This window comes from Pseudoalteromonas sp. KS88 (genome assembly GCF_004766475.1).
In the GTDB taxonomy this organism is placed as follows: Bacteria; Pseudomonadota; Gammaproteobacteria; order Enterobacterales; family Alteromonadaceae; genus Pseudoalteromonas.
Map to the genome: position 1 here is coordinate 155,251 of NZ_PYHV01000018.1, position 22,772 is coordinate 178,022.

Genomic DNA, 22,772 nt, shown 5'->3' on the forward strand with positions numbered 1-22,772 from the left:
GGGTTTGGAGAGCGATGCGGCCTTAACTAGAGGTTTCTATGAAAGAAGGTATTCACCCTAAGTACGAAGTAATTTCAGCAACGTGTTCATGCGGAAATAAATTCGAAACAAGTTCTACTTTGTGTAAAGACATCCACTTAGACGTATGTTCTGCGTGTCACCCGTTTTACACTGGTAAGCAAAAGATTCTAGACACAGGTGGCCGTGTTGATCGCTTTAACAAGCGTTTCGGTTCACTTAGCAGCAAGTAATTTCTGCTTTTGTGTTGAGAAAAGCACCTTAGGGTGCTTTTTTTGTGCCTGTAAAACAGAGCATTGTATTACGTAAGCTTTATTAAGAATCGCAGCTTAAATTGGGCAAATATTCCATTCTGTACGGCTTTGTTGCCACCCTCAACTGCACCTCGTATTTATTTTAGTTCTTTAAGTATTTCTATTTTTTATAATGATTATAGTTTTAGACCAACAGACAAACTGTTTTTTATTCACTATATTGATTAAATAATACAACGTTTAATAATACCTTTTGTAACTAAAAGAAGCTAAATCATGGTGATTTGTTGTTATCGTCGGGAAATGTTCGTGATAAGCGTCTTCTCATAACCTAGTTAGTGAATGTTGGATATTTATTCAATTTAAGTTAGGTTTTTTGATGCTTTAATGATGTTTTAAAGATGAGTTTTTAGAATTATTTACTAAAAATGCTGACAAAACGCATAAAATCAACTGATATAGCTTATAACAGGATAGACCTGATATTGCTTGAATTTAATTATAATATCGGTATTGTTCTCAATTAAAGATATAGAACTGCTCTCTCACACTTAATTTAACTTACTTGCAGGATAAAATCGCGTTATGTCAGACTTTCGTGAACAAGCACTACATTACCATGCCCATCCCGTTCCAGGAAAAATCAGCATTGAACTTACTAAGCCGGCTGAAACCGCTAAAGATCTCGCTTTAGCATACAGCCCTGGTGTTGCTGAACCTGTTCGTGAAATTGCAGCGGATCCCGCTAATGCTTATAAGTATACAGGTAAAGGCAACATGGTTGCGGTTATCACAAATGGCACAGCCATTTTAGGACTTGGCAACCTGGGCCCTTTGGCTTCAAAACCGGTTATGGAAGGAAAAGCGTTGTTGTTTAAACGCTTTGCTGGCTTGGATTCAATTGATATTGAAGTTAAGCATCGCACGACTGAAGACTTTATTAACACCGTAGCGAATATTGCTGATACGTTTGGTGGCATCAATCTCGAAGATATTAAAGCACCTGAGTGTTTTGAGATTGAAAAAGCGTTGATTGAGCGTTGCAGCATCCCAGTATTTCATGACGACCAGCACGGTACTGCGATTGTAACTGCTGCAGGGATGATCAATGCTTTAGAAGTTCAAGGAAAAAACATTGAAGATGCGATTATTGTTTGTTTAGGTGCAGGCGCGGCTGCCGTTGCATGTATGGAATTGCTAATTAAATGTGGTGCGCTTCGTGAGCACATTTATATGCTTGATCGCAAGGGCGTAATTCACACGCGTCGTGATGATCTTAATGAATATAAACAATTGTTTGCGAACAATACTGATAAGCGTACTTTGCAAGACGTTATTGCTGACGCTGACGTATTTGTGGGTGTGTCAGGGCCGAACTTGTTAGCGCCTGAAGACTTAAAGTTAATGGCTGACAAGCCCGTTATTTTTGCTTGCTCTAACCCAGATCCTGAAATTAATCCTGCATTAGCTCACGGTGCACGAAGCGATCTTATTATGGCGACAGGTCGTTCTGATTACCCTAACCAAGTTAATAATGTTTTATGTTTCCCATTTATTTTCCGCGGTGCGCTTGATGTTCGTGCAAGCCAAATCAATGATGAAATGAAAATTGCTGCGGTAGATGCTATTCGCAGCATTGCAAAAGAGCCAGTTCCTGCAGAGGTGTTAACTGCTGCCGGTGTTGATAAGTTAGAATTTGGCCCTGAGTATATTATTCCAAAACCAATGGATCCGCGTTTATTACCGCGTATTGCTAAAGCGGTAGCGCAAGCGGCGATTGATTCAGGTGTGGCGCAAATCGATATGCCTGAAAACTACATGGCTTAGGTTAAAACGATCTGACAATAAAAAACCTCAGTAACGCAAGTTGCTGAGGTTTTTTTGTATCCAATTCCTGAAGGCAGGAATGTAGCTTAATCTTCGTTAAGAACAGGTACTTCAAGCCCCATCTCAAGCATGATTTTCTTCACTTCTTCAGGTACTTTTTCAGGGTTGTCTTTACGCAAGTCATCGTCATTAGGTAACGGCTGACCAGTGAACGCATGTAAAAATGCTTCACAAAGTAATTCACTGTTAGTTGCGTGTCTTAAATTATTAATTTGACGACGCGTGCGCTCATCGGTTAAAACTTTAAGCACATTGAGTGGAATAGATACGGTGATCTTTTTCACTTGTTCTGATTTTTTACCGTGTTCTGCATATGGGTGAATATATTCACCATTCCATTTAGCCATAAGAAGTATCGTTGCCTCAGGTTATTAATTGTTTGCATCGCCGAGTTGCTTTGCAAAGATGCGGGAAATTCTATCGTTTTAAAAAAGATAGTCAAACACTTGTTATTTAGCCATCTAGCTCGCTAAATTTCTTTACTTCTATAAATGTAAGGTCTGTACCATAAATTCTTTGACTTATGGGAGTTGATCATCTAACCTTTTAGACGTCTAAACATCCATTTAATTGTAGGTGACGTTATGAGTCAAAAAAATAAAGCAACTATCGCGGTACGAAAAGGCATCGACGCTGATAAACATCATGGTGCAGTTGTGCCTCCTCTACATCTATCAACGACCTATTCATTTGCTGATTTTGATACAAAACGTCAATACGATTATGGCCGCAGCGGCAATCCAAACCGCGATATTTTAGCGGAAACGCTGGCTGAGCTTGAAGGTGGTGCTAAGGGAATTATTACAGCTACGGGTATGTCGGCAGTACATTTAGCGACTCAGTTACTTAATAGTGATGATACTTTGGTTATTCCTCATGACTGTTATGGCGGCAGCTACCGTTTATTTACTTCGCTTGAGAAGCGTGGCTTATTAAAATTGGTGGTATTAGATTTAACCAAAGCTGAGAACCATCAGAAGATACTTGAAATTAAACCTAAATTAATTTGGATAGAAACACCCAGCAATCCAATTTTACGCCTAACCGATATTAAAGCGATTACGGCGATTGCTAAACAGTGCGGTGCACTTGTTGGTGCCGATAACACCTTTTTATCACCTGCTTTGCAAAACCCGATTGAGTTTGGTGTCGATATTGTGGTGCATTCGACGACTAAATACATAAATGGTCATTCAGATGTTGTGGGCGGTGCTGTCATTGCAGCTAATCAAGAGTTAGGTGATGAATTGGCATGGTGGGCGAATAATATTGGTATCACCGGCGCGCCGTTTGATAGCTATTTAACCTTACGTGGTTTACGTACGTTAAATGTACGTTTGCGTCAGCACCAAGAAAATGCATTTGTTATAGCGCAGTATTTAGAAGACTCACCCTATGTAAGCCAAGTTTATTATCCTGGCCTTGAATCGCACCCGCAACATGAATTAGCAAAACAGCAACAACGCGGTTTTGGTGGTATGGTAAGTTTTGATATTAAGGGTGATGTAAATGACGCTGCAGCATTTTTAACAAGCCTAGAAGAATTTAGCTTAGCAGAGTCATTAGGTGGCGTTGAAAGTTTAATTTGCCACCCAGCGACGATGACTCATGCAGGTATGGATGCTACAGCCCGTCTTGAAGCTGGAGTCGGCGATACCTTGATTCGTATTTCGGTAGGGATTGAAGATGTTAAAGATTTAGTGGCTGATTTAGAGCGTGTGTTTAATAAAGTAAAGCCGGGTCAGGGTGAGCAAGTTGTAGCTCAACAAGCTGCGCAAAAACAACAGCAAGATGAACAATCAAGCTCATTTAAATTAACGCCTGCACATACGGCATTGTGGTAAGAATAATGGTTAATATCGTACATAAATTTGGTGGCTCGAGCTTAAGTTCGCCCGAGCGTTATCAAGCAGTCGCTAATATTATTTTAGCTAATAGTGAAGTGGGTGATTGCGTTGTTGTTTCTGCTGCAGGCAAAACGACTAATACTTTGGTTAAATTGTGGCAAAGTTACCAGCAGGGCGATCTTCAAGCTGTTAGCGACATTTTATTATTGTTAGATAATCACCAGCGAACCTTGATTGAGCAGCTACTAACGGCGCAACTAAAACAGCAGGCACTTAGTTCATTACAGCAAGAGTTGGCAATATTGGCTGAACAAGCAAAGCAGCAAACTTTAGCGGAGTCAGCTTTACTTGCTCATGGTGAAGTGTGGTCGGCGAGATTACTTGCAAGTTACTTACACCAATTAGGCTTAGCCGCAAAGGATATTGATGCGCGTCAACTATTTACTTTAAACGATGGACAGCTACTGCATCAAAAGAACCAACAAGCCTGTATCGATTTGATAAGCAAGCAGCATGTTAATGTGGTAACTGGCTTTATTGCCAGTGACTGCCAAGGTGAAACCATTACTTTAGGGCGTAATGGCAGTGATTACAGTGCCACACTATTAGGTAGCTATTGTCATGCGCAGCAAGTGTCTATTTGGACCGATACGCAAGGCGTATTTAGCACGGATCCCCGTAAAGTAAATAAAGCACTTAAGTATTCGAAAGTGTGCCGTGGTCAAGCAAATTTATTAGCACGTTTAGGCAACCCAGTTTTACATGCCAAAACATTATCACCGTTAAAAAATACAGATATAAAGCTGGTTGTACGCAGCAGTTTTGATACTGAAGCCAGTGCCACAGAAATAGTGAAAGAAGGCTATAGTAAAGCTAAGCGTTTTATTACCACACTAGAGAACATTGATTTACTGCGAGTAGATCAACTTAATGCTGGTGAGGTTGGGCAGCTGAGTCAGTTAATTCAACACAGTCTGCATCACTTTGTTAAGCAAGGGGATACTTATTTATTAGTGCCAGGTGATGCGACTCACCAAGTTGTAAGTCAATTACAGGGTCGTGCTAATATTATTGAGTCAAACTTACATGGTTGCGCCATTGTCGCGCCAAGTAACGATATAGCTCATTTATCTCTACAGGCTTCCTCTTTGCTTAGTGAGCAAAGTCTAGCGCCACGCTTTAGTCACCAAGATACTGATTATGCTTTGTTATTGACCGATCAAGCAATTGATAGTGATGTATTAACCTTGTTACACGACAAGTTAATCAATAAAGGCCAAGAGCTTGCGGTGATCATTGCTGGCTTAGGTAATGTTGGCGAAGTGTTTATCGAGCAGCTATCGCAACAGTTAAATCGATTAGAGCAGCATTTCAGTGTGAAGTTAGTGGGTCTATTACGCTCTCAACAAATGCTATTTAGCCCAAGTGGCATTAGCTTGGAGCAGTGGCAAACACAATGGGATAACGAAGCAATTGATTATCAGCAAGGCGATTTATTAACCCATATCGGTGAACTTGATTACGAACATAAAGTGGTGATTGATATTACCGCCAGTGAGTCGTTTAGTTTACTTTATCCTGATTTCGTCAACTTAGATTGTCATTTGATCAGTGCTAATAAATACGCAGGGACTGCTAATAATGATTGGTATCAAGCACTACGCCATAATTTAGCCGAACGTAATTTATTATGGCGCTATAACACCTCTGTTGGTGCGGGTTTACCGGTTAACTTTGCTTTAGCCGATTTACAAAATAGCGGCGACAAAATCACGCGTATTGAAGGGGTGTTCTCTGGTACGTTATCGTGGTTGTGTAGTAGCTATGATGGCAGCGTGCCATTTTCAGATTTAGTATTGCAAGCGCAACAAATGGGCTTTACAGAGCCTGATCCGCGTGAAGATTTATCTGGCCGTGATATGCAGCGCAAGTTACTTATTTTAGCGCGTGAGTTAGGTTTAACGTTAGAGCTTGACGATATTGACTTAACAGCACTGATGCCAGAGCAATTAGCACAAGGTGATTGGCAGTCGTTTTTAGATAACAAACAACAGCTAGATAACTTTATTGCTGATAAAGCCAAGCAAGCGAGCGAGCAGGGTAAAGTGTTGCGCTACACGGGTGCTTTGTCACTTGCAGATAGTAAAGTGACAGCGCAAGTCGGACTGGCATTTGCCACTCAAGGTGATGCGTTAGCTAATTTAACACCGGGCGATAATATCTTTGTCATAAACAGTCAATGGTATAGTGATAATGCATTGGTAATACAAGGCCCTGGTGCAGGTAAAGAAGTTACCGCAGCAGGTGTGCATTCTGATTTATATTGGCTAATACAAAATTTAAAATAAAAAGCATGCAATAAAAAAGCGCCAATTGTGGCGCTTCTTTTACGTAGCAGCGATTTTATATCGCGTTTTTTTTAACCAGAGATTTTATATCGCGATTTAAAACAGCTCTTCTTCTGTTTTAGTTTCTTCTTCAAATACATTTTCAACGTGCTGCATAACATACTTTGTTGGTGCAGAGCCCTTTTCGAAATACTCAAATCGACTAGTGTAGTCATTTTTTTGGCTCAGTAAGCCTGTTGCCAAATCTATTCGAATCGAGACCAATCCCTCAGGCGGTTCAATCGGCGCTTCAGGCTGGTCTTTAAGTGCTACACGCATAAAGTCGACCCAAGCAGGTTGAGCTGTTTTAGCACCTGACTCAGCCCCTGATATCTGCGATTTATCGAGGTTACTATTGTAGGTAGAGCGACCTAATGGATTGCCAGGGTTATCAAAACCGACCCACACAGTGGTCATAACATTACTATTAAAACCGCTAAACCAAGTATCAACAGAGTCATTAGTTGTGCCTGTTTTACCTGATAAGTCACGGCGCTTTAATGCTTGAGCGCGCCAACCTGTGCCGCTCCACCCCGTTTTATGTGTCCAGCTTCCACCGCCCCAAATTGCGCTGTGCATTGCGTCTGAAATTAAGAATGCGTTTTGCTTTGAAATGATACGAGGAGCACATGGGGTTGCAGTATTTACGTCTGATGATGTTTCATCGACCATACTATTGAGTGCTAACGAATCTGTTTGATTAGGCAAATCAATCGGATCACATGCAAGCTGTGGTTGCGCTTTGAAAAGTACGTTACCGGCTGAATCTTGAATCTCACTGATAAAATACGGTGTGACTAGGTGGCCGCCGTTGGCAAATGTACTCATCCCTCGTGCTAATTCAAGCGGCGTGATTGCTGCACTTCCTAAGGCGAGCGATTCACTACGATTGATATCATCATCTTGGAAGCCAAATTTCAGTAGGTGATCAGCCGTGCGATGCAGTCCTACCCCACGCAATAAACGAACAGAAATAACGTTCTTTGATTGTGCAAGAGCACGCCGTATACGAATAGGGCCATTATATACTGCGGGACTATTTTTAGGTCGCCAAGCTACCCCTAAGCTTTTGTCCCATTGATTTATTGGTGCATCGTTGAGGATCGAGGCTAATGTATAGCCATTTTCCAAAGCCGCAGAATAGATAAATGGCTTAATGTTTGAACCAACTTGGCGCTTAGCTTGCACTGCTCGGTTATACTGGCTTTGCTCAAAACTATAACCACCTACAATCGCTTTAATGCGACCGTCATTTGGGTCAAGAGATACAAGCGCACTGGCGGCTTCAGGAAGTTGACTTAGAATATAGCTGGCATCATCGTTTTTACGTAACCAAATTTGATCGCCAGGAGTTAAGATATCTGAGGCGGTTTTAGGTGCATAACTTTGACGATAACGAGTTATAAATTTACGTGCCCACTTTAAATTATCCCATGTAAGTGTGGCATGCTCGCCATTTTTGAGTAATACCTCTGCGGTTTTCTCATTGACTGCCAATACGGCAGCAGCTAGCAGAGGCCCTATCTCATTAAGTGGCTTTAATTTTTCAAGGATTTCATTACGACTTAGAGGGGATTGAGTTTCATTATCCCAAAGCTGCATGTCAGCACCGCGATAGCCGTGACGCATGTCATACGCATGTAAATTATCAACAAGCGCTTTTTGTGCCGCTGCCTGTACGTCAGACTCTACACTAGTAAATACTTTAAAGCCGGTGTTGTAAGCACGTTCGTAGCCATAACGAGCGACCATTTCTGCACGCACCATCTCAGAAATGTAAGGGGCGTATAAATCTATTTCAGCACCATGAAAGCGAGCTGTAATTGGTTGGCTAGTTGTTTCGTTAAATGTTTCTTGCGTGATAAAACCTTCATCAAGCATACGGCCTAATACAACATTTCGACGGGCTTTTGCACGCTCAGGATTGCGAATAGGGTTTAATGCAGATGGGGCCTTAGGCAAACCTGCAATCATTGCCATTTGGGCTAAGTTTAATTCATTAAGTGATTTACCATAATAAACTTGTGCGGCTGCACCAATGCCAAAAGCGCGATTACCCAGTTCAATTTTATTTAAATAAAGCGCGAGTATTTCATCTTTGGTGAGTAAGTTTTCTATGTGCAACGCAATAAAGATTTCTTTTACTTTGCGAATATACGCTTTTTCCCGTGTTAAAAAAAAGTTTCTCGCTAGCTGCATGGTAATAGTGCTGGCACCTTGTTTCTTTTCTCCAGTAGAAATTAAAACAATTGCAGAGCGAACAATACCAATAGGGTCTATCCCTATATGCTCATAGAATCGGGAATCTTCAGTTGCTAAAAGAGCATCTATGAGCGGTTGAGGAATTTCATCTATACTTGCTGGTATACGGCGCTTTTCGCCAAATTGATTGATAAGTAATCCGTCGCGGGAAAAGACCTGCATAGGAGTTTGTAACTGCACGTCTTTTAAAACTTGCACGCTAGGGATATCAGATTTAACATAGTAATAAAGGCTTACTAAAGTAATTAGCCCCAAAAAGATGCAAATGATAATAAATTGTAAAGTTCGCTTGAATAAAATCACTTATATTTTCCCTAAATGGACTCCCAATTAGAATCGTAGGCTGATAGTATATATTGATTAAAAAATGAATAATATTTTTTCATATAAAAATTATAACTTGTTTATTCTTAAAACAAAGGCCAAGTTGCTCACATGTTAAGCCAATTACTCAATAAATCATCATCGATGATGATAGGGATAGATATCGGTTCGCATGCTATTAAAGCTGTGTTACTGAATGAAACGGAAACTGGCTATCGCCTTGAGGCCTTAGCAATTGAGCCTATGCCTAAAGGGACAATGTCAGAGCGAAATATTCAAGACATTGAAGCTATTGGCAATATTATCACTAAATTGAAACGTAAATTACCTAAATCAGCAAAATCTGCTGCGGTTGCTGTCTCTGGCCAAACAGTAATAACCAAAGTGATATTTATGGATGTGACGCTTTCAGATGCAGAGCTTGAGTCACAAATTGAAATTGAAGCTGATAGCCTTATTCCTTACCCACTTGATGAAGTAAGTCTAGACTTTGAAAAGCTAGGTACGAATGAAGCTGATCCGACAAAAATGAATGTACTGCTTTCAGCAGCGCGCACAGAAAGTGTTGAAGCGCGAGTCGGGGCGCTAGAAAGCGCGGGCTTAACGGCGAAAGTAGTTGATGTAGAAAGCTATGCCCTTAGCCGTGCTATGGATGTGTACTATCAGCAACTTCCTAGTGATGCATTTAATAAGTGTGTTGCCATGATAGACATTGGTGCAGTGCTCATGCTGGTTAGTGTTGTCCTTGGTGGTGAAACCATTTATACCCGAGATCAGGTGTTCGGTGGGGATCAATACACAAATAGCATTGTGTCATACTATAATAAAGGTTTTGATGAAGCTGAGATTGGCAAAACAACAGGAGATTTACCGCCAAATTATACCTTTGAAGTATTAGCGCCTTTCCAAACGTCTTTATTACAGCAGGTTCGTCGCGCGGTACAAATGTTTTTAACCACAAGCGGTAAAGAGCACATCGACTATATAGTACTTACTGGCGGGACGGCAATGATTGATGGTTTAGACAGGCTGCTAGTTGAAGAGCTTGGTATTCATACTATAGTTGCTCAGCCATTTGAAAATATGGATGTTTCACCAAGGGTTGATCGAAATGTGATGCAGCGTCATCGTACTCAATTTGCGATCGCAACCGGATTGGCATTAAGGAGCTTTTCATCATGCCACATATAAATCTCCTTCCATGGCGTGAACAACAACGTAAACAATCACAAAATAAGTTTGCGACTATTTTATTTTTAGTGGTGCTAGTTAGTTTTTTGAGCATGTACATGCTAAGCGCTTATTATGGCGGTTTACGTGACGGTCAGAATATAAAAAATAATTTTTTAAACGCTGAAATTGCCCAACTGGATATGAAAATTCGAGAAATACGTGAGCTTGATAGAAAAAAAGAGAGCTTGCAGCAGCGCATGAGGCTAATTGAAGATTTACAAAGTAGCCGTAACTTAGGCACGCAGATAATGGACGAAGTTGCTAAAATTGTGCCCGGTGGTGTTTATTTAACGAAGTTAGAACGTCGTGGAAGTGTGATTCAGGTTATTGGACGAAGTGAGTCAAATAACCGACTATCGAGCATGCTTAGACAAGTTCAAAACTCATACCTATTAGAAAAACCAAGCATGCAAGGTATTGTCGCAGGAGAAAGTTCATCACGTTTACTTAGCGACTTTAACATGGAGTTCTATGTTAAACCCTTTGATAAAATAGGCGAAAACAAATAATGAACCTAGATATTAAAGCGTTAACAGAGATCGATTGGAACGAGATAGAACTTGAGAATATAGGTGATTGGCCTGTTGCCGTTAAGGTTATATGTGGCGCCTTTGTTGCTGCACTCGTATTGTTTTTTAGTTACAGCCTTTTAGTCTCAGATGAAATTGATAGCTATCATAATGCAGTCGCGAAAGAGGTTGAATTACGTAATACATATCGTACTAAATATGCGATTGCCAGTAACCTAGATATCTATCGCAACCAAATGACTGATATGGAAGATAAGTTTTCTCAACTTTTACGTCGCTTACCGACTTCTAATGAAACACCAGGCTTATTAGATGATTTAACGTATGTGGGAACCACGAGTGGCTTAACATTTTTAAAAATTGGTTGGCTGCCAGAGATCGAAAAAGAATTTTATACTGAGTTACCGATAAAGATCGAAGTAGTGGGCAGCTATCACGAATTTGGAGACTTTGTAGGCAAGGTGGCTCAGTTACCGCGAATTGTGAGTTTGCATGATTTTTCGATAACAAGTACCAATGCAGGCAAACTAACATTTAGTGTGGTTGCAAAGACATACAGATATGAAGGTGATACTAAGAAAGGGGCTAAAAAATGAAAAAAATAGCCCTAACTCTACTATTTACGGTTGCCTTAACTGGGTGCAACGATGATACTGCAGAGCAGCAAGAGTTTATCGATCAGGTAAAAGCCAGCACAACACCAAAAGTTGAAGAAATACCGCAATTAACGCAATTTGAGCACTTTGAGTACAATGCTGGTCAATTACGTAGTCCGTTTGTTGCACCACAGCCTGAAATTATTCAAAATAACTTAGTGCAAATTAAAAATTGTCTCCATCCTGATCCTGACAGGACACGTGAACCTTTAGAGAAATACCCGCTTGATAATTTAGCGATGAAAGGTACTTTAGGGTCTCAGGGCGACATGTGGGCGCTCATTAAAGCGGCGGATGAGACTTTACACCGTGTCACCGTTGGCTATCATCTAGGCTTATATCATGGTGAAGTAAAAGATGTTCAAAACGATTATATTGAATTGTTAGAGTTAATACCCGATGGGTCTGGTTGTTGGAAAGAGCGCCTAACTAAGCTTGAAATGTTAGAGGCGACTACTGATGACGCAAGTTAAAAATAATAAAGGTAAAATTAAAATGCGTAAGGGAGTATCTTGGCGTAATAGGGTTCATCAAGCGTTGCTTGTCGCTGTTACACTGCTAGTCACACACTCTGCTTTTGCAGAACCATTGCTTTATGATATTCGTTATAACCCGCTGCTCGAAGGAGAAACGGAGTTACAACTAGTATTTGATGAGGAAATAACACAACAACCTAATATTCAAGTTTTTAATAGTCCTGCACGTATAGAAATGCGATTTACTGACACTAGTGTAGAAAAAGAGCTAGAAGAAGTGGTCATTAACCAAGCGGGTATTGAAAAGGTTTCAAGCCAAGCTAAGGATGGCATGTTAACTGTTACCGTGCATATGGATAGCTTGAAAATTTACCAAACGAAAGTTAAAAATAACCTCGTGTCTTTGCATGTGTCAGATAACATGCTTAAAAGTGATAGCAGTGAGGATGAAAATGGTTCAACGCAGAATGTTAGTAATTATATTAACACTATTCAATCACTAGACTTTAGACGAGGTGAAAAAGGTGAAGCGCGCGTATTAGTTTTTTTACAAGATACGCAGGCTGCAGTTGATGTTCACGAGAGTGGCGGTAAGATCATTGCAGAATTTCATCACACGGATATTCTAGATGAGTTACTTTATGAACTTGATGTGCTTGATTTTGGCACCGTTGTAAGTTCAATCGAAACGTTCAAAGAAGATAATAAAAGTCGTGTTGTTATCGAACCAAATACAGCGTTTAAATATACGTTTCAGCAAATCGAGAATGTATTTTCATTGACTGTGGAAAAAGATGCGTCACAGCGCTCATTTTTAGATGGTGGTAAAGAGTATCTTGGCCGACCAATGACACTTAACTTCCAAGATATTTCTGTTAGAGCCGTGTTACAAATTATCGCAGGCTATAATGATTTTAATCTGGTGACGAGTGACTCAGTTACGGGCAATATTACCTTACGCCTAAATGGTGTGCCATGGGATCAAGCACTTGATGTTGTGCTGCGTGTTAAAGGGCTTGATAAGCGAATGGATGGCTCAATCTTAATGGTTGCACCGTCAGAAGAGTTGGCAGCAAGAGAAGCTAAAGATTTAAAAGCCAAGCAGCAAGTTGAAGACTTAGAGCCATTATATAGCGAGTATATTCGTTTGAATTATGCCAAGGCTGAAAACTTTGCTGACTTACTAAAAACAGATACCAATAGTATTATTACGCCAAGAGGCAGTGTTTCAGTTGATCAACGTACAAACACTTTGCTTATCAAAGACACGGTCAAAAGTATTGAGAGTGTTCGCCGAATGGTCGAAACACTTGATATACCAGTTAGACAAGTGGTTATAGAGTCGCGTATGGTTACAGTGCGTGATAACGTAAAAGAAGATTTGGGTGTACGTTGGGGATTCAGTGACCAACAAGGAACTGATGGTGTTTCAGGTACGCTGCAAGGTGCAAACACGATCTCTAATGGTACTATTCCGAGTATTTCTGATCGATTAAACGTTAACTTACCTGTAACAGGTGCGGCTGGTAGTATCGGTATGCATGTGGCTAAGTTGGCAAATGGTACACTGCTTGATTTAGAATTGACTGCATTAGAAGAGGAAAATCGTGGTGAAATCATCGCAAGTCCACGTATTACCACAGCTAATCAGCAAAAAGCACGTATCGAACAAGGTACAGAAATTCCTTACGTAGAATCGGCGTCTAGTGGTGCAACAACGGTTACATTCAAGAAGGCAGTACTAAGTCTTGAGGTAACGCCACATATAACGCCTGACAATAAAGTAATCTTGGATTTAGTTATTACGCAAGATACGCGAGGTGATACCGTGCAAACGCCAACTGGTTCAGCTGTTTCAATTGATACACAAGAGATTCAAACTCAAGTGTTGGTTGAGAATGGTCAAACAGTGGTACTTGGTGGTATATTCCAGCAGCAAATTATAAACTCGGTGAAAAAAGTACCTTTACTTGGTGATATTCCATACTTAGGAACGCTATTTAAAAGTACGAGTGAGTTTAATGAAAAGAAAGAATTGTTAATTTTCGTTACCCCAAAAATTCAAATAGACTAAAACAAGTCGAGTTTCTTTAACATAACGAGCAATTTTTGACTTTAATTGCTCGTTAATTGTCTTTTTGTTCTATTTGACTTGAAATACCCAATCAATTACTGAGATAATCCCCTCCTTAATTTTGGGGCCAGGTCGTTAGGCGGGGTTTTATTTCAAATTTTAGAGTTCGTTTGTACTAAAAGATATGGCTGAAAAACGTAATATATTTCTAGTTGGCCCTATGGGGGCTGGCAAAAGCACAATTGGTCGCCACATTGCTGATCAATTACATCTTGAATTTGTCGATTCTGATCAAGAAATCGAACGCCGTACTGGTGCTGATATAGCATGGGTGTTTGATCTTGAGGGTGAAGAAGGCTTTCGACTTCGTGAAGAAGGCGTCATTGGCGACCTAACTGAAATGCAAGGTATTGTACTTGCAACCGGTGGTGGTTCAGTGATGAGCAAAGAAGTTCGAAACAAGCTTTCAGCTCGAGGTATCGTTGTATACCTAGAGACACCAATCGAAAAGCAAGTTGCACGTACGCAGCGCGACAAGCGTCGCCCATTACTGCAAACAGAAGAGGCACCTCGTGACGTATTAGAGCGTCTAGCTGAAGAACGCGAGCCGCTATATAAAGAAGTTGCTGATTTTACTGTACGCACTGATGAGCAAAGCGCTAAGGTTGTTGCTAATCAAATCATTGAGAAATTAGATTTTTAAAAACCAATAATAAAGGATACTGGCGATGCTTGAATTAACTGTTAATTTAGACGAGCGTAGTTATCCTATATATATTGGCAAATCTGCACTTCATAACACAGACAGGTTACGTCATCACTTAGGTGATTGTTGTCCTATCTTCATCACTAATGACACCATTGCACCTTTGTATTTAAATGATGCAATGGCGTTATTAGCTGATTTAAATCCACTTCACTTTGTCATCCCTGACGGCGAACAGTTTAAATCACTAGCGTGGTTTGAAAAAATATCAGCGTTTTTGCTGGAAAATAATTGTGGTCGAGATACCTGCTTAATTGCCCTTGGCGGTGGTGTGGTCGGTGATCTAACAGGTTTTGTTGCAGCTTGTTATCAACGGGGTATTCCTTTTATCCAAGTACCAACAACTTTGTTATCGCAAGTTGACTCGTCAGTTGGTGGCAAAACGGCTGTTAACCATCCTTTAGGAAAAAATATGATTGGGGCATTTTATCAGCCTCAAGCTGTATTTATTGATACGCAGTCGCTTCATACGTTACCTGAGCGAGAGTTCGCTGCTGGTATGGCTGAAGTGATTAAGTATGGTCTTATCTACGATACAGAGCTATTTAGCTTCTTAGAAGATAACATTCCCCAATTACAGGCTCTTGACGAAGAAACACTTCAACATGTTATTTCACGCTGCTGTGAAATCAAGGCATTGATTGTTGCACAAGATGAAAAAGAAGTTGGGTTACGCGCGTTACTAAATTTAGGGCATACCTTCGCCCATGCTATAGAAGCACAAATGGGGTATGGAAAATGGCTACATGGTGAAGCTGTTGCAGCAGGCATGGTATTAGCGGCTAAGTTAGCGCACACTCGTGGTGACTTGACTGTGACAGAGGTTGCAAGAGTAACGTCTTTAATTACAGCGTATAATTTACCAAGTGAAATACCTGCTGATATGACTAGCGAGCATTTTTTGCATCACATGCGCAAAGATAAAAAGAATAAAAAAGGGACTATTCGTTTTATTCTGCCCACCGAGTTTGGCCAATGTGCACTCGTTGATAATGTCTCAGATCAACAGGTTCGTGATTTAATAGGGCGCTAATGCAGTCACAAATCTTACCAAGCCGATCGGCCTTGGTTGATCGTATTGCCATGCAATTTGAGTATGGACAAAACTTAATTACACTCCTTGGGCCTTCAGGGCTCGGCAAAAGTTACCTATTAGAAACATTTATTACTGATAAATACAGCGACTTTAATAAAGCGTTTGTACAAGTCAGTGCACGTATGACTGACGCTCAGTTTATGAGTGAATTATTAGAACAAAGCTTTCGTTCCCCGTTGATAGATCACACTTTATCGTTGAGTGATAATTTCTATCAGCTAGCAAAAAGTCAAAACTGCGGACCTTGTTTATGGGTGCTAGATGGTGGCCGTCATATATCTGATGAAATGGCAGCAGATTTAGCGGTATTAGCTGAAAAAAGCCCAACTACGTTATACATTTTGATCGCGTCCCAATCTGTCGGGCAGTTTAGGAATGCCGTTGAAATCCACCTAGAAGCATTGTCGATTGCTGAAAGCAAGCAATTAATGGGTTGGTACTTTAAAGATTTACCTTTAGATGAAGATCCTATTTTTCAGACGTTTTTAAAAGAGTCTCATGGCAATCCAAGTATTTTATTAGCATGGCAGCCAGAAGAGCACAGTGCTGAGGTCAAAGTCGCCGATAAAGTGTCATGGCGATTACACTTAATCACTTTAATGCTGATTATTATGTTACTTATCATAGGTTTTCTGTATAAATCAGACATGACTAAATGGTGGCAAGATGTGTATCAGCAAGAAACTGTTGAGTCGGTTCCAACAGCCATAGCGATTGATGACTTCAAACAGCAAACAGTCACCGAGGAGCCCCTCGAGACTCCTCCTCAGCAGCAAATAGTGCAAGAAAACACTGATGAGCTTGCGGTGCCCCGAGCACTCAAGCAGGCTAATAAGCAAGAGAATCAAAATAATGTGGCCGCTATTCTCGGTAGTCTTGCTACAGAGCCTAAAGCGCTCGAAGATGGTGACACAGTACAAAAGCAGTTAGATGATGAACCCAAGCAAAAGGCGACAACAGAGAGTGTAACAGCAGAGGCTGAACAGTCATTACCTGTTGATAATGCATGGTTCATTGAGCAAAGTGATAATAATGTGGTTATCCAATTGTTGGCAGTAACTAAACAAGCAATTGCTGAGCAATTTGTTACAGAGCAGCAGTTGGGGGATTTTGCGAAAGTATATCAAACACGCAGAAATAATAAGTTATGGTGGGTCGTTACTTATGGTAATTACAAAAGCTTAAATGCAGCACGGGAAGTAACACCAACCTTACCTAAGGCGGTGCTTAACAATCAGCCATTTTATAAAAAAATCAGTAAAATAAAACAAGAAATCGCGTTACTAGATCAGTAAAAGCACACTGATTAGTGTAAAATCGCGGCCATATCAGTTTGAAGTAAAGAGCCAATGCAAACAAAGACCAGAGCTTTCCTGAAATGGGCCGGCGGAAAATACAGCTTAGTTGAAGATATTAGCGCACGTTTAGATGTTGCGAGTAAGCATGCTGACACCTTAGTTGAACCGTTTGTGGGCGCTGGCTCAGTATTTTTAAATACGCATTTTAAACATTATATTCTAAATGATATCAATGCTGATCTTATAAACCTTTACAATGAGCTTAAAAATTCACCTGATGAATTTATCAGTGATGCCAAAAAACTGTTTGTAGATATAAATAACCATCCCGATGCTTATTACGATTACCGCGTACAGTTTAATCAAAGTAATGATATTTATGAGCGTGCGATATTGTTTCTATACATGAATCGGCATGGTTATAATGGTCTATGTCGATATAATTTGAAGGGCATTTTTAATGTGCCGTTTGGTAAGTATAAGCGCCCCTATTTCCCTGAAAAAGAGATGCACTTTTTTGCTAATAAAGCACAGCAAGCAACGTTTACCTGCTTAGGCTATGATGATGTATTTAAACTTGTCCCAGATAATGCGGTAATATACTGCGATCCGCCGTACGTACCCTTAAGTAAAACAGCTTCATTTACCTCCTATGCAAAAGGGGGATTTAACTTAGATGACCAAGCTAATTTAGCAAACCTTGCAGAACAAGCCGCTTTTGAAAACAATACGCCAGTGCTTATTTCTAACCACGATACAGTGTGGACGCGTAAAATATACAGTCAAGCTTCACTGGACAAGATTCAGGTTAAACGGACTATCAGTCCAAAGGGTGGGTCGCGTAATAAAGTAGATGAGTTGATGGCTATGTATTTAAAACCCAAGCGACAACAGCGTAGATAGTTGCAATAAAAATCAAAAAAAGTGTAATAGCGATAACAATAATCGACGAAATTGAGTGTTGCTTGAAATCTGATTGGCGTTTACCTTCAGACTGAACACCAAAAAAAGCAGCAACTACACTCTGTAGTGCGCTTAACAGCCGAAGCATGTGTTTAATGCCTAAAATCGCGGGCTAAGTGAGCGAGCTTTTTGTGGTTCATCAGCGCGGGTGAGCAGCTCTAGAAGATCCAAGTAGTGAAACTGTGCACTGCGGCTATCACCTGTAATCCAAGATACCCAACTTGATTCTTGTTCTGCATTCATACAATGAACTGCATTTTTTACAAGGTGCTCTGAGCTGCATTGACAGTCATTGGCTGCAATAACGGTTTCATCACTGTTAGATAAAAAGCTTAAGGTACTGATAGTTAAAACAGTCGCAGTTAAGATCCCGATTTTAAAAGCTTGCATTTTACTAATCCATTATGGTGTTACTAACCCAAGCATACATAATAATTGTTTAAATAACAAACTTAATTTACCCTTAATAAAAATAAAAACTAGCATTATTATAAGGTTAAAGTAAAAAACCTGTTTATAAAAAGTTGCTTATAAAGCGACCTTTGCACAAATGGGGATAGAGTAAATGCTTTATTCTCCTTAAGCCTAGATAAATAGTTAAGTATTAATGGGATATTATTTTGCCGTACTAGGGTTATTTGTTACATTAACCGCCACTTATGCGCATTCTGAAACACATTAAGGATTACCAATGTTAGAAACAATGCAAAAATACCTTATTGCACCTTCTATTTTATCTGCTGACTTTGCACGTTTAGGTGACGATGTTGATAACGTTATTAATGCGGGCGCAGATATAGTCCACTTTGATGTGATGGATAATCATTATGTGCCAAACCTAACAATTGGGCCCATGGTGTGTAAAGCGCTAAGAGATTACGGCGTAACAGCGCCGATTGACGTGCATTTAATGGTCAAGCCAGTTGATAGTTTAATTCCTCAGTTTGCAGAGGCTGGCGCATCAATTATTACTTTTCACCCAGAGGCCAGTGAGCACATAGATCGTACCTTACAATTGATCAAAGATCATGGTTGCCAAGCAGGGCTGGTATTCAACCCAGCTACAAGCTTGAGTTACTTAGAGCACGTTATTGATAAGCTCGACGTGATTTTACTTATGTCAGTGAATCCAGGCTTTGGTGGACAGAGCTTTATTCCTCATACTTTAGAGAAACTGCGTCAGGCTCGTAAGATTATCGATGATTCTGGACGTTCAATTCGACTAGAAGTAGATGGCGGTATAAAAATTGATAATATAGCGGCGGCTGCTCAAGCAGGCGCAGATATGTTTGTTGCAGGGTCTGCCATTTTTAATCAGCCTGACTATAAAACTGTGATTGACCAAATGCGAGAGCAATTACAAGGTGTTAAATAATGAAGTACGAGGCGGCTTTATTTGATTTAGACGGCACTTTAGTCGACAGCGTATATGATTTATACATAGCCATGAATTTGACGTTATCGGAGCTTGCTTACCCCATTGTTAGCCAGCGTTTAGTCGAAAGCTGGGTTGGTAATGGCATTGAAATGCTGGTTAAACGCGGTTTAAGTGGTGATATGCAAGTGAGTGAGCTGTTAGATGAACAATTCGTGAGCAAAGCTATCGAGCTTTTTTATGGGCATTATGCGCAGCAAGTTGGTGAGTACAGTGTACTATATCAACATGTTGAAACAGGTCTTGCAGCTTTACGTAATACGCCAAAGGCATTAGTGACTAATAAGGCGCGTCGATTTACTCAAAAACTGCTTGATAAACTCGCCTTATCTGAACACTTTGATGTGATTGTATGTGGCGATGATATGGCTAAAAAGCCATCTGCGGAGCCGCTTTTGTTTGCGTGTAAGCAATTAAATGTGCCAGTAAGCCAAGCTATAATGATTGGTGATTCAAAAAGCGATATTTTAGCGGCGCAAGCTGCAAACATTGATGTAATTGCACTGAGTTATGGCTATAACCAAGGTGAAAACCTGAGTGATTACAATCCACAGTACCTCTGTGATACATTCTTAGATATAATACCTGTTCTTACCCAGCGGTAAGTTCGTTTTTAATTTACGTGTTTTTAACCCAGTATTTTTTATTTTAGTAATATAAAGGAACATCATGAGTAAACCAGTAGTGTTAAGTGGCATTCAGCCAACCGGTGGTATGACAATAGGCAACTATGTTGGCGCTATCAACCAGTGGCTTAAGCTACAGGAAGACCACGAAAGTTACTTTATGTTGGTTGATTTACACGCTATTACAATTCGCCAAGAACCTGAAGTATTACGTTCACGAGTATTAGACGGCGTAGCTTTGTATGCTGCTTGCGGTATCGACCCAGAAAAAGCAGCTTTATTTGTTCAATCTCAAGTACCTGAGCACGCTCAACTAGCATGGGTTTTAAATTGCTACGCCCAAATGGGTGAGTTAAACCGCATGACACAATTTAAAGACAAGTCTTCTAAGCATGCCAATAATGTAAACGTGGGTCTATTTTCGTATCCAGTATTACAAGCGGCTGATATTTTATTGTATCAAGCAGATCAAGTACCCGTTGGTGAAGATCAAAAACAGCATCTTGAGCTAACTAGAGACATCGCTAATCGTTTTAATAATTTATATGGCGATGTATTTAAAGTACCTCAACCGTATATCCCAGAGCTGGGGGCACGCGTGATGAGCTTGCAAGATCCGCTGAAGAAAATGTCTAAGTCTGATGACAATCCAAATGGTTATATCATGTTACTCGATGAACCAAAAAAGATTGAGAAAAAGCTGAAGAAAGCAGTAACAGATTCAGATGAGCAAGCGCGTATCTATTTTGATCGTACTGAAAAACCAGGTGTATCAAATTTATTAACGCTAATGTCAGTTGCTACTAAGCGTTCAGTTGAAGAGCTGGTGCCAGAGTACGAAGATAAAATGTATGGTCATCTGAAAAAAGATACGGCAGATGCGGTTGTAAGTATGATTGAGCCAATTCAAGCGCGCTTTAAAGAGATTCGCGAAGATCAAACTTTGCTTAACAACATCATGAAAACCGGCGCAGAAAAAGCCAGTGTTCGTGCTGAGAAGACGCTTAAATCTGTTTACGATGCACTTGGATTTATTCCGCGCGGATAAATTTGTGTAAATAAAAAATGCCGCTTTTTAGCGGCATTTTTTATAGAGCACATATTAGCATCATTGAACCGAACATAAGCAGTAACGATACAGCAAGCTTGTCGGTTTTATCCATCACTCAGCCCCTTTTACAGTTGTATCGATTGCGTTATCAACATTAACTAAAGAAACGCGGTAACCTTTGCTCTCAAGCAGTGTCAATAAGCTATCTTTACCTGCAAGGTGTGCGACTCCAACAAGTACAAGTTCACTCTTATCGTTGTTGAACATGGCTTCTACTTTTGGTAACCAGTCATTGTTTCTATCAGCAATAAGCTGTTTGTAGCTATTAGGATCATTTTGCTGCATATCTTCAAGCGCCACTTTGTTTAGCATATCGGTATCACCTTGTCGCCATGCTGTTAAAAGCTCCTCAAACATATCACCATAGTTATGAAGTTCTGATAAGTGACGTTTAATAAAGTCATTCTCGTTGCCTTGACCCATTGTTTTAAACAACTCTAACTGAAATTCCATAGTCTCTAAGTAATTTTTTGTTTTATTATCCTCTGTGGCTTTTTTTGTAAAGTAAGCATCAACTCCTTCTCCCATTAAGTTTTGTTTTTGTAGTTCCATCGACATCAAAACGATACTCACCATCGCAGGGCGAAAACCATCTAACTTGGCGAGGTTAGCGCCAAATTCGTTAAGCTTATTTTCAAGTGAGACTTTAACTTGGGGTTTTAGTTTCTGGCTTAATGTTTCGTTATTTGTATATGATAGTGCGCCTAGCATTTGCATTTGTGCATTAGCATCTGCCGGGTCTGGTAATGGCGCTTCTAAAATGATCGTATCTGCTTTTTCATAAGCATGATTAAACTCAGCAGGAAGTGGCATTTCTGCTTTAGGTAAAATATGTACAGTCCCACCAATGAATAATGAGTCATTCCCTTTACTTACTTGCCATACAGAACTTTGAGCATGAGCTGTATTTGCTACCAAGCTACAACTAAGTAAAACGCTGGCAGATACTAATTTTTTTGTAAAATTTTTCATGATGATTCCTTAATCTAATTTTAAAATTTATTGTTTTTAGTTAGATAAAACATTGCTGAAATAAGCAGTAATTGACGATGTTACTTTTGAAAGTTTTTTATCTATCTGCGAGTTTATTTTGTTCAAAGAAGAGTCAAGCTCAGCTGATATTTTTCTATCTATTGAGGAAAGTAATGTTTGCGTATCAGCATTACTTTTTAACAAATCAGCCGTATCTGCTTTATTAGTTTTATTTAGCTTTTTAATAATTGGTTTTGTCGTTTCTATATGCTCACCAACCATGCACTGCTCAAAGTTCACTTCTGCAGTGTTGTTTTTTGTATCAGCTGCGATAACTGAAGTCGTCGTAAAAGCAGTTGCTAGTAGTAGAACTGGTAGTGCTTTTTTCATTGTGCTTTTCATAATTAAACCTTTTATATTTTTAATTGCAGCTAATTTAGAATCACAAATGATTGTTACTAAGCTGCTCGTTGATGACGGTTTAAAGAATATCGCTGAATTTATTAAGAGTCGCTTATCTAGTTATGAGCAATTAATAGATAAGGTTTTGTGATTAG

General features: G+C 39.9%; 22 protein-coding genes. 16 read left to right on the forward strand and 6 right to left on the reverse strand.

Going from position 1 to position 22,772, the window contains the following annotated elements; genetic code table 11:
* Positions 1 to 38: 38 nt before the first annotated feature.
* Together rpmE and C7Y70_RS11890 are read left to right on the forward strand one after the other, a co-directional pair.
* Complete coding sequence (gene rpmE, locus C7Y70_RS11885; RefSeq protein ID WP_087532649.1) at positions 39 to 251, forward strand: 50S ribosomal protein L31; 213 nt, start codon at positions 39 to 41, stop codon at positions 249 to 251.
* A 606-nt stretch (positions 252 to 857) separates the two neighbouring features.
* Positions 858 to 2,099 carry a malic enzyme-like NAD(P)-binding protein gene (locus C7Y70_RS11890; protein ID WP_099295370.1) on the forward strand — a complete coding sequence of 414 codons (1,242 nt, stop codon included), beginning with the start codon at positions 858 to 860 and terminating at the stop codon, positions 2,097 to 2,099.
* An 86-nt stretch (positions 2,100 to 2,185) separates the two neighbouring features.
* Here the strand turns inward: C7Y70_RS11890 and metJ are convergent, their stop codons facing one another.
* Positions 2,186 to 2,506, reverse strand: a complete 321-nt coding sequence (gene metJ, locus C7Y70_RS11895) for a met regulon transcriptional regulator MetJ (protein WP_099295369.1) — start codon at positions 2,504 to 2,506, stop codon at positions 2,186 to 2,188.
* A gap of 237 nt (positions 2,507 to 2,743) precedes the next feature.
* On the opposite strand from metJ, the gene metB reads away from it, so the two are divergent.
* Positions 2,744 to 4,003 carry a cystathionine gamma-synthase gene (gene metB, locus C7Y70_RS11900; RefSeq protein WP_099295368.1) on the forward strand — a complete coding sequence of 420 codons (1,260 nt, stop codon included), beginning with the start codon at positions 2,744 to 2,746 and terminating at the stop codon, positions 4,001 to 4,003.
* Between the two features lie 5 nt (positions 4,004 to 4,008).
* A complete protein-coding gene (gene metL, locus C7Y70_RS11905; protein ID WP_099295367.1) occupies positions 4,009 to 6,354 on the forward strand; it encodes a bifunctional aspartate kinase/homoserine dehydrogenase II in 2,346 nt (781 codons plus the stop codon).
* Positions 6,355 to 6,450: 96 nt separating this feature from the next.
* Here the strand turns inward: metL and C7Y70_RS11910 are convergent, their stop codons facing one another.
* Positions 6,451 to 8,958 (reverse strand): PBP1A family penicillin-binding protein, encoded by a 2,508-nt coding sequence (locus C7Y70_RS11910; protein WP_135475067.1) that lies wholly within the window; start codon positions 8,956 to 8,958, stop codon positions 6,451 to 6,453.
* Between the two features lie 132 nt (positions 8,959 to 9,090).
* On the opposite strand from C7Y70_RS11910, the gene C7Y70_RS11915 reads away from it, so the two are divergent.
* The 9 genes from C7Y70_RS11915 (at position 9,091) to C7Y70_RS11955 (ending at position 18,011) form a co-directional block, all read left to right on the forward strand.
* Positions 9,091 to 10,170, forward strand: a complete 1,080-nt coding sequence (locus C7Y70_RS11915; protein ID WP_099295365.1) for a pilus assembly protein PilM — start codon at positions 9,091 to 9,093, stop codon at positions 10,168 to 10,170.
* Positions 10,158 to 10,721 (forward strand): PilN domain-containing protein, encoded by a 564-nt coding sequence (locus C7Y70_RS11920; protein ID WP_099295364.1) that lies wholly within the window; start codon positions 10,158 to 10,160, stop codon positions 10,719 to 10,721. Before C7Y70_RS11915 ends, C7Y70_RS11920 begins: the two co-directional genes overlap by 13 nt.
* Positions 10,721 to 11,338 (forward strand): type 4a pilus biogenesis protein PilO, encoded by a 618-nt coding sequence (locus tag C7Y70_RS11925; protein WP_135475068.1) that lies wholly within the window; start codon positions 10,721 to 10,723, stop codon positions 11,336 to 11,338. The genes C7Y70_RS11920 and C7Y70_RS11925 overlap by 1 nt, the downstream gene beginning before the upstream one ends.
* Complete coding sequence (locus C7Y70_RS11930) at positions 11,335 to 11,871, forward strand: pilus assembly protein PilP (protein WP_135475069.1); 537 nt, start codon at positions 11,335 to 11,337, stop codon at positions 11,869 to 11,871. The genes C7Y70_RS11925 and C7Y70_RS11930 overlap by 4 nt, the downstream gene beginning before the upstream one ends.
* Positions 11,858 to 13,948 (forward strand): type IV pilus secretin PilQ family protein, encoded by a 2,091-nt coding sequence (locus C7Y70_RS11935; RefSeq protein WP_135475070.1) that lies wholly within the window; start codon positions 11,858 to 11,860, stop codon positions 13,946 to 13,948. The genes C7Y70_RS11930 and C7Y70_RS11935 overlap by 14 nt, the downstream gene beginning before the upstream one ends.
* Positions 13,949 to 14,132: 184 nt before the next feature.
* Positions 14,133 to 14,651: a shikimate kinase AroK gene (aroK, locus tag C7Y70_RS11940; protein ID WP_054204874.1), complete on the forward strand. Its 519-nt coding sequence runs from the start codon at positions 14,133 to 14,135 to the stop codon at positions 14,649 to 14,651.
* Positions 14,652 to 14,676: 25 nt separating this feature from the next.
* Positions 14,677 to 15,747, forward strand: a complete 1,071-nt coding sequence (gene aroB, locus C7Y70_RS11945; protein WP_135475071.1) for a 3-dehydroquinate synthase — start codon at positions 14,677 to 14,679, stop codon at positions 15,745 to 15,747.
* Complete coding sequence (locus C7Y70_RS11950; RefSeq protein ID WP_135475072.1) at positions 15,747 to 17,105, forward strand: AAA family ATPase; 1,359 nt, start codon at positions 15,747 to 15,749, stop codon at positions 17,103 to 17,105. The genes aroB and C7Y70_RS11950 overlap by 1 nt, the downstream gene beginning before the upstream one ends.
* Positions 17,106 to 17,159: 54 nt before the next feature.
* The gene (locus C7Y70_RS11955; RefSeq protein ID WP_135475073.1) at positions 17,160 to 18,011 is read left to right on the forward strand and encodes a Dam family site-specific DNA-(adenine-N6)-methyltransferase; all 852 of its coding nucleotides are present in this window, start codon (positions 17,160 to 17,162) and stop codon (positions 18,009 to 18,011) included.
* Here the strand turns inward: C7Y70_RS11955 and C7Y70_RS11960 are convergent.
* Together C7Y70_RS11960 and C7Y70_RS11965 are read right to left on the reverse strand one after the other, a co-directional pair.
* Positions 17,974 to 18,159 (reverse strand): DUF2970 domain-containing protein, encoded by a 186-nt coding sequence (locus tag C7Y70_RS11960; RefSeq protein ID WP_135475074.1) that lies wholly within the window; start codon positions 18,157 to 18,159, stop codon positions 17,974 to 17,976. The two genes, C7Y70_RS11955 and C7Y70_RS11960, sit on opposite strands and share 38 nt — an antisense overlap.
* 11 nt (positions 18,160 to 18,170) lie before the next feature.
* Positions 18,171 to 18,461, reverse strand: coding sequence for a hypothetical protein (locus C7Y70_RS11965; RefSeq protein WP_135475075.1), 291 nt, complete (start codon positions 18,459 to 18,461; stop codon positions 18,171 to 18,173).
* Positions 18,462 to 18,762: 301 nt separating this feature from the next.
* Between C7Y70_RS11965 and rpe the strand changes: the two genes are divergently transcribed.
* From rpe to trpS, 3 genes are all read left to right on the forward strand, one after another.
* Positions 18,763 to 19,446: a ribulose-phosphate 3-epimerase gene (rpe, locus tag C7Y70_RS11970; protein ID WP_135475076.1), complete on the forward strand. Its 684-nt coding sequence runs from the start codon at positions 18,763 to 18,765 to the stop codon at positions 19,444 to 19,446.
* Positions 19,446 to 20,111, forward strand: coding sequence for a phosphoglycolate phosphatase (locus C7Y70_RS11975; RefSeq protein ID WP_099295354.1), 666 nt, complete (start codon positions 19,446 to 19,448; stop codon positions 20,109 to 20,111). The genes rpe and C7Y70_RS11975 overlap by 1 nt, the downstream gene beginning before the upstream one ends.
* Before the next feature lie 64 nt (positions 20,112 to 20,175).
* A complete protein-coding gene (gene trpS / locus C7Y70_RS11980; RefSeq protein WP_099295353.1) occupies positions 20,176 to 21,180 on the forward strand; it encodes a tryptophan--tRNA ligase in 1,005 nt (334 codons plus the stop codon).
* 114 nt (positions 21,181 to 21,294) lie between these two features.
* Here trpS and C7Y70_RS11985 read toward each other — a convergent pair whose 3' ends face one another.
* Complete coding sequence (locus tag C7Y70_RS11985) at positions 21,295 to 22,215, reverse strand: TraB/GumN family protein (protein ID WP_135475077.1); 921 nt, start codon at positions 22,213 to 22,215, stop codon at positions 21,295 to 21,297.
* A 36-nt stretch (positions 22,216 to 22,251) separates the two neighbouring features.
* Complete coding sequence (locus tag C7Y70_RS11990; protein ID WP_245321497.1) at positions 22,252 to 22,605, reverse strand: hypothetical protein; 354 nt, start codon at positions 22,603 to 22,605, stop codon at positions 22,252 to 22,254.
* Between the last annotated feature and the right edge of the window lie 167 nt (positions 22,606 to 22,772).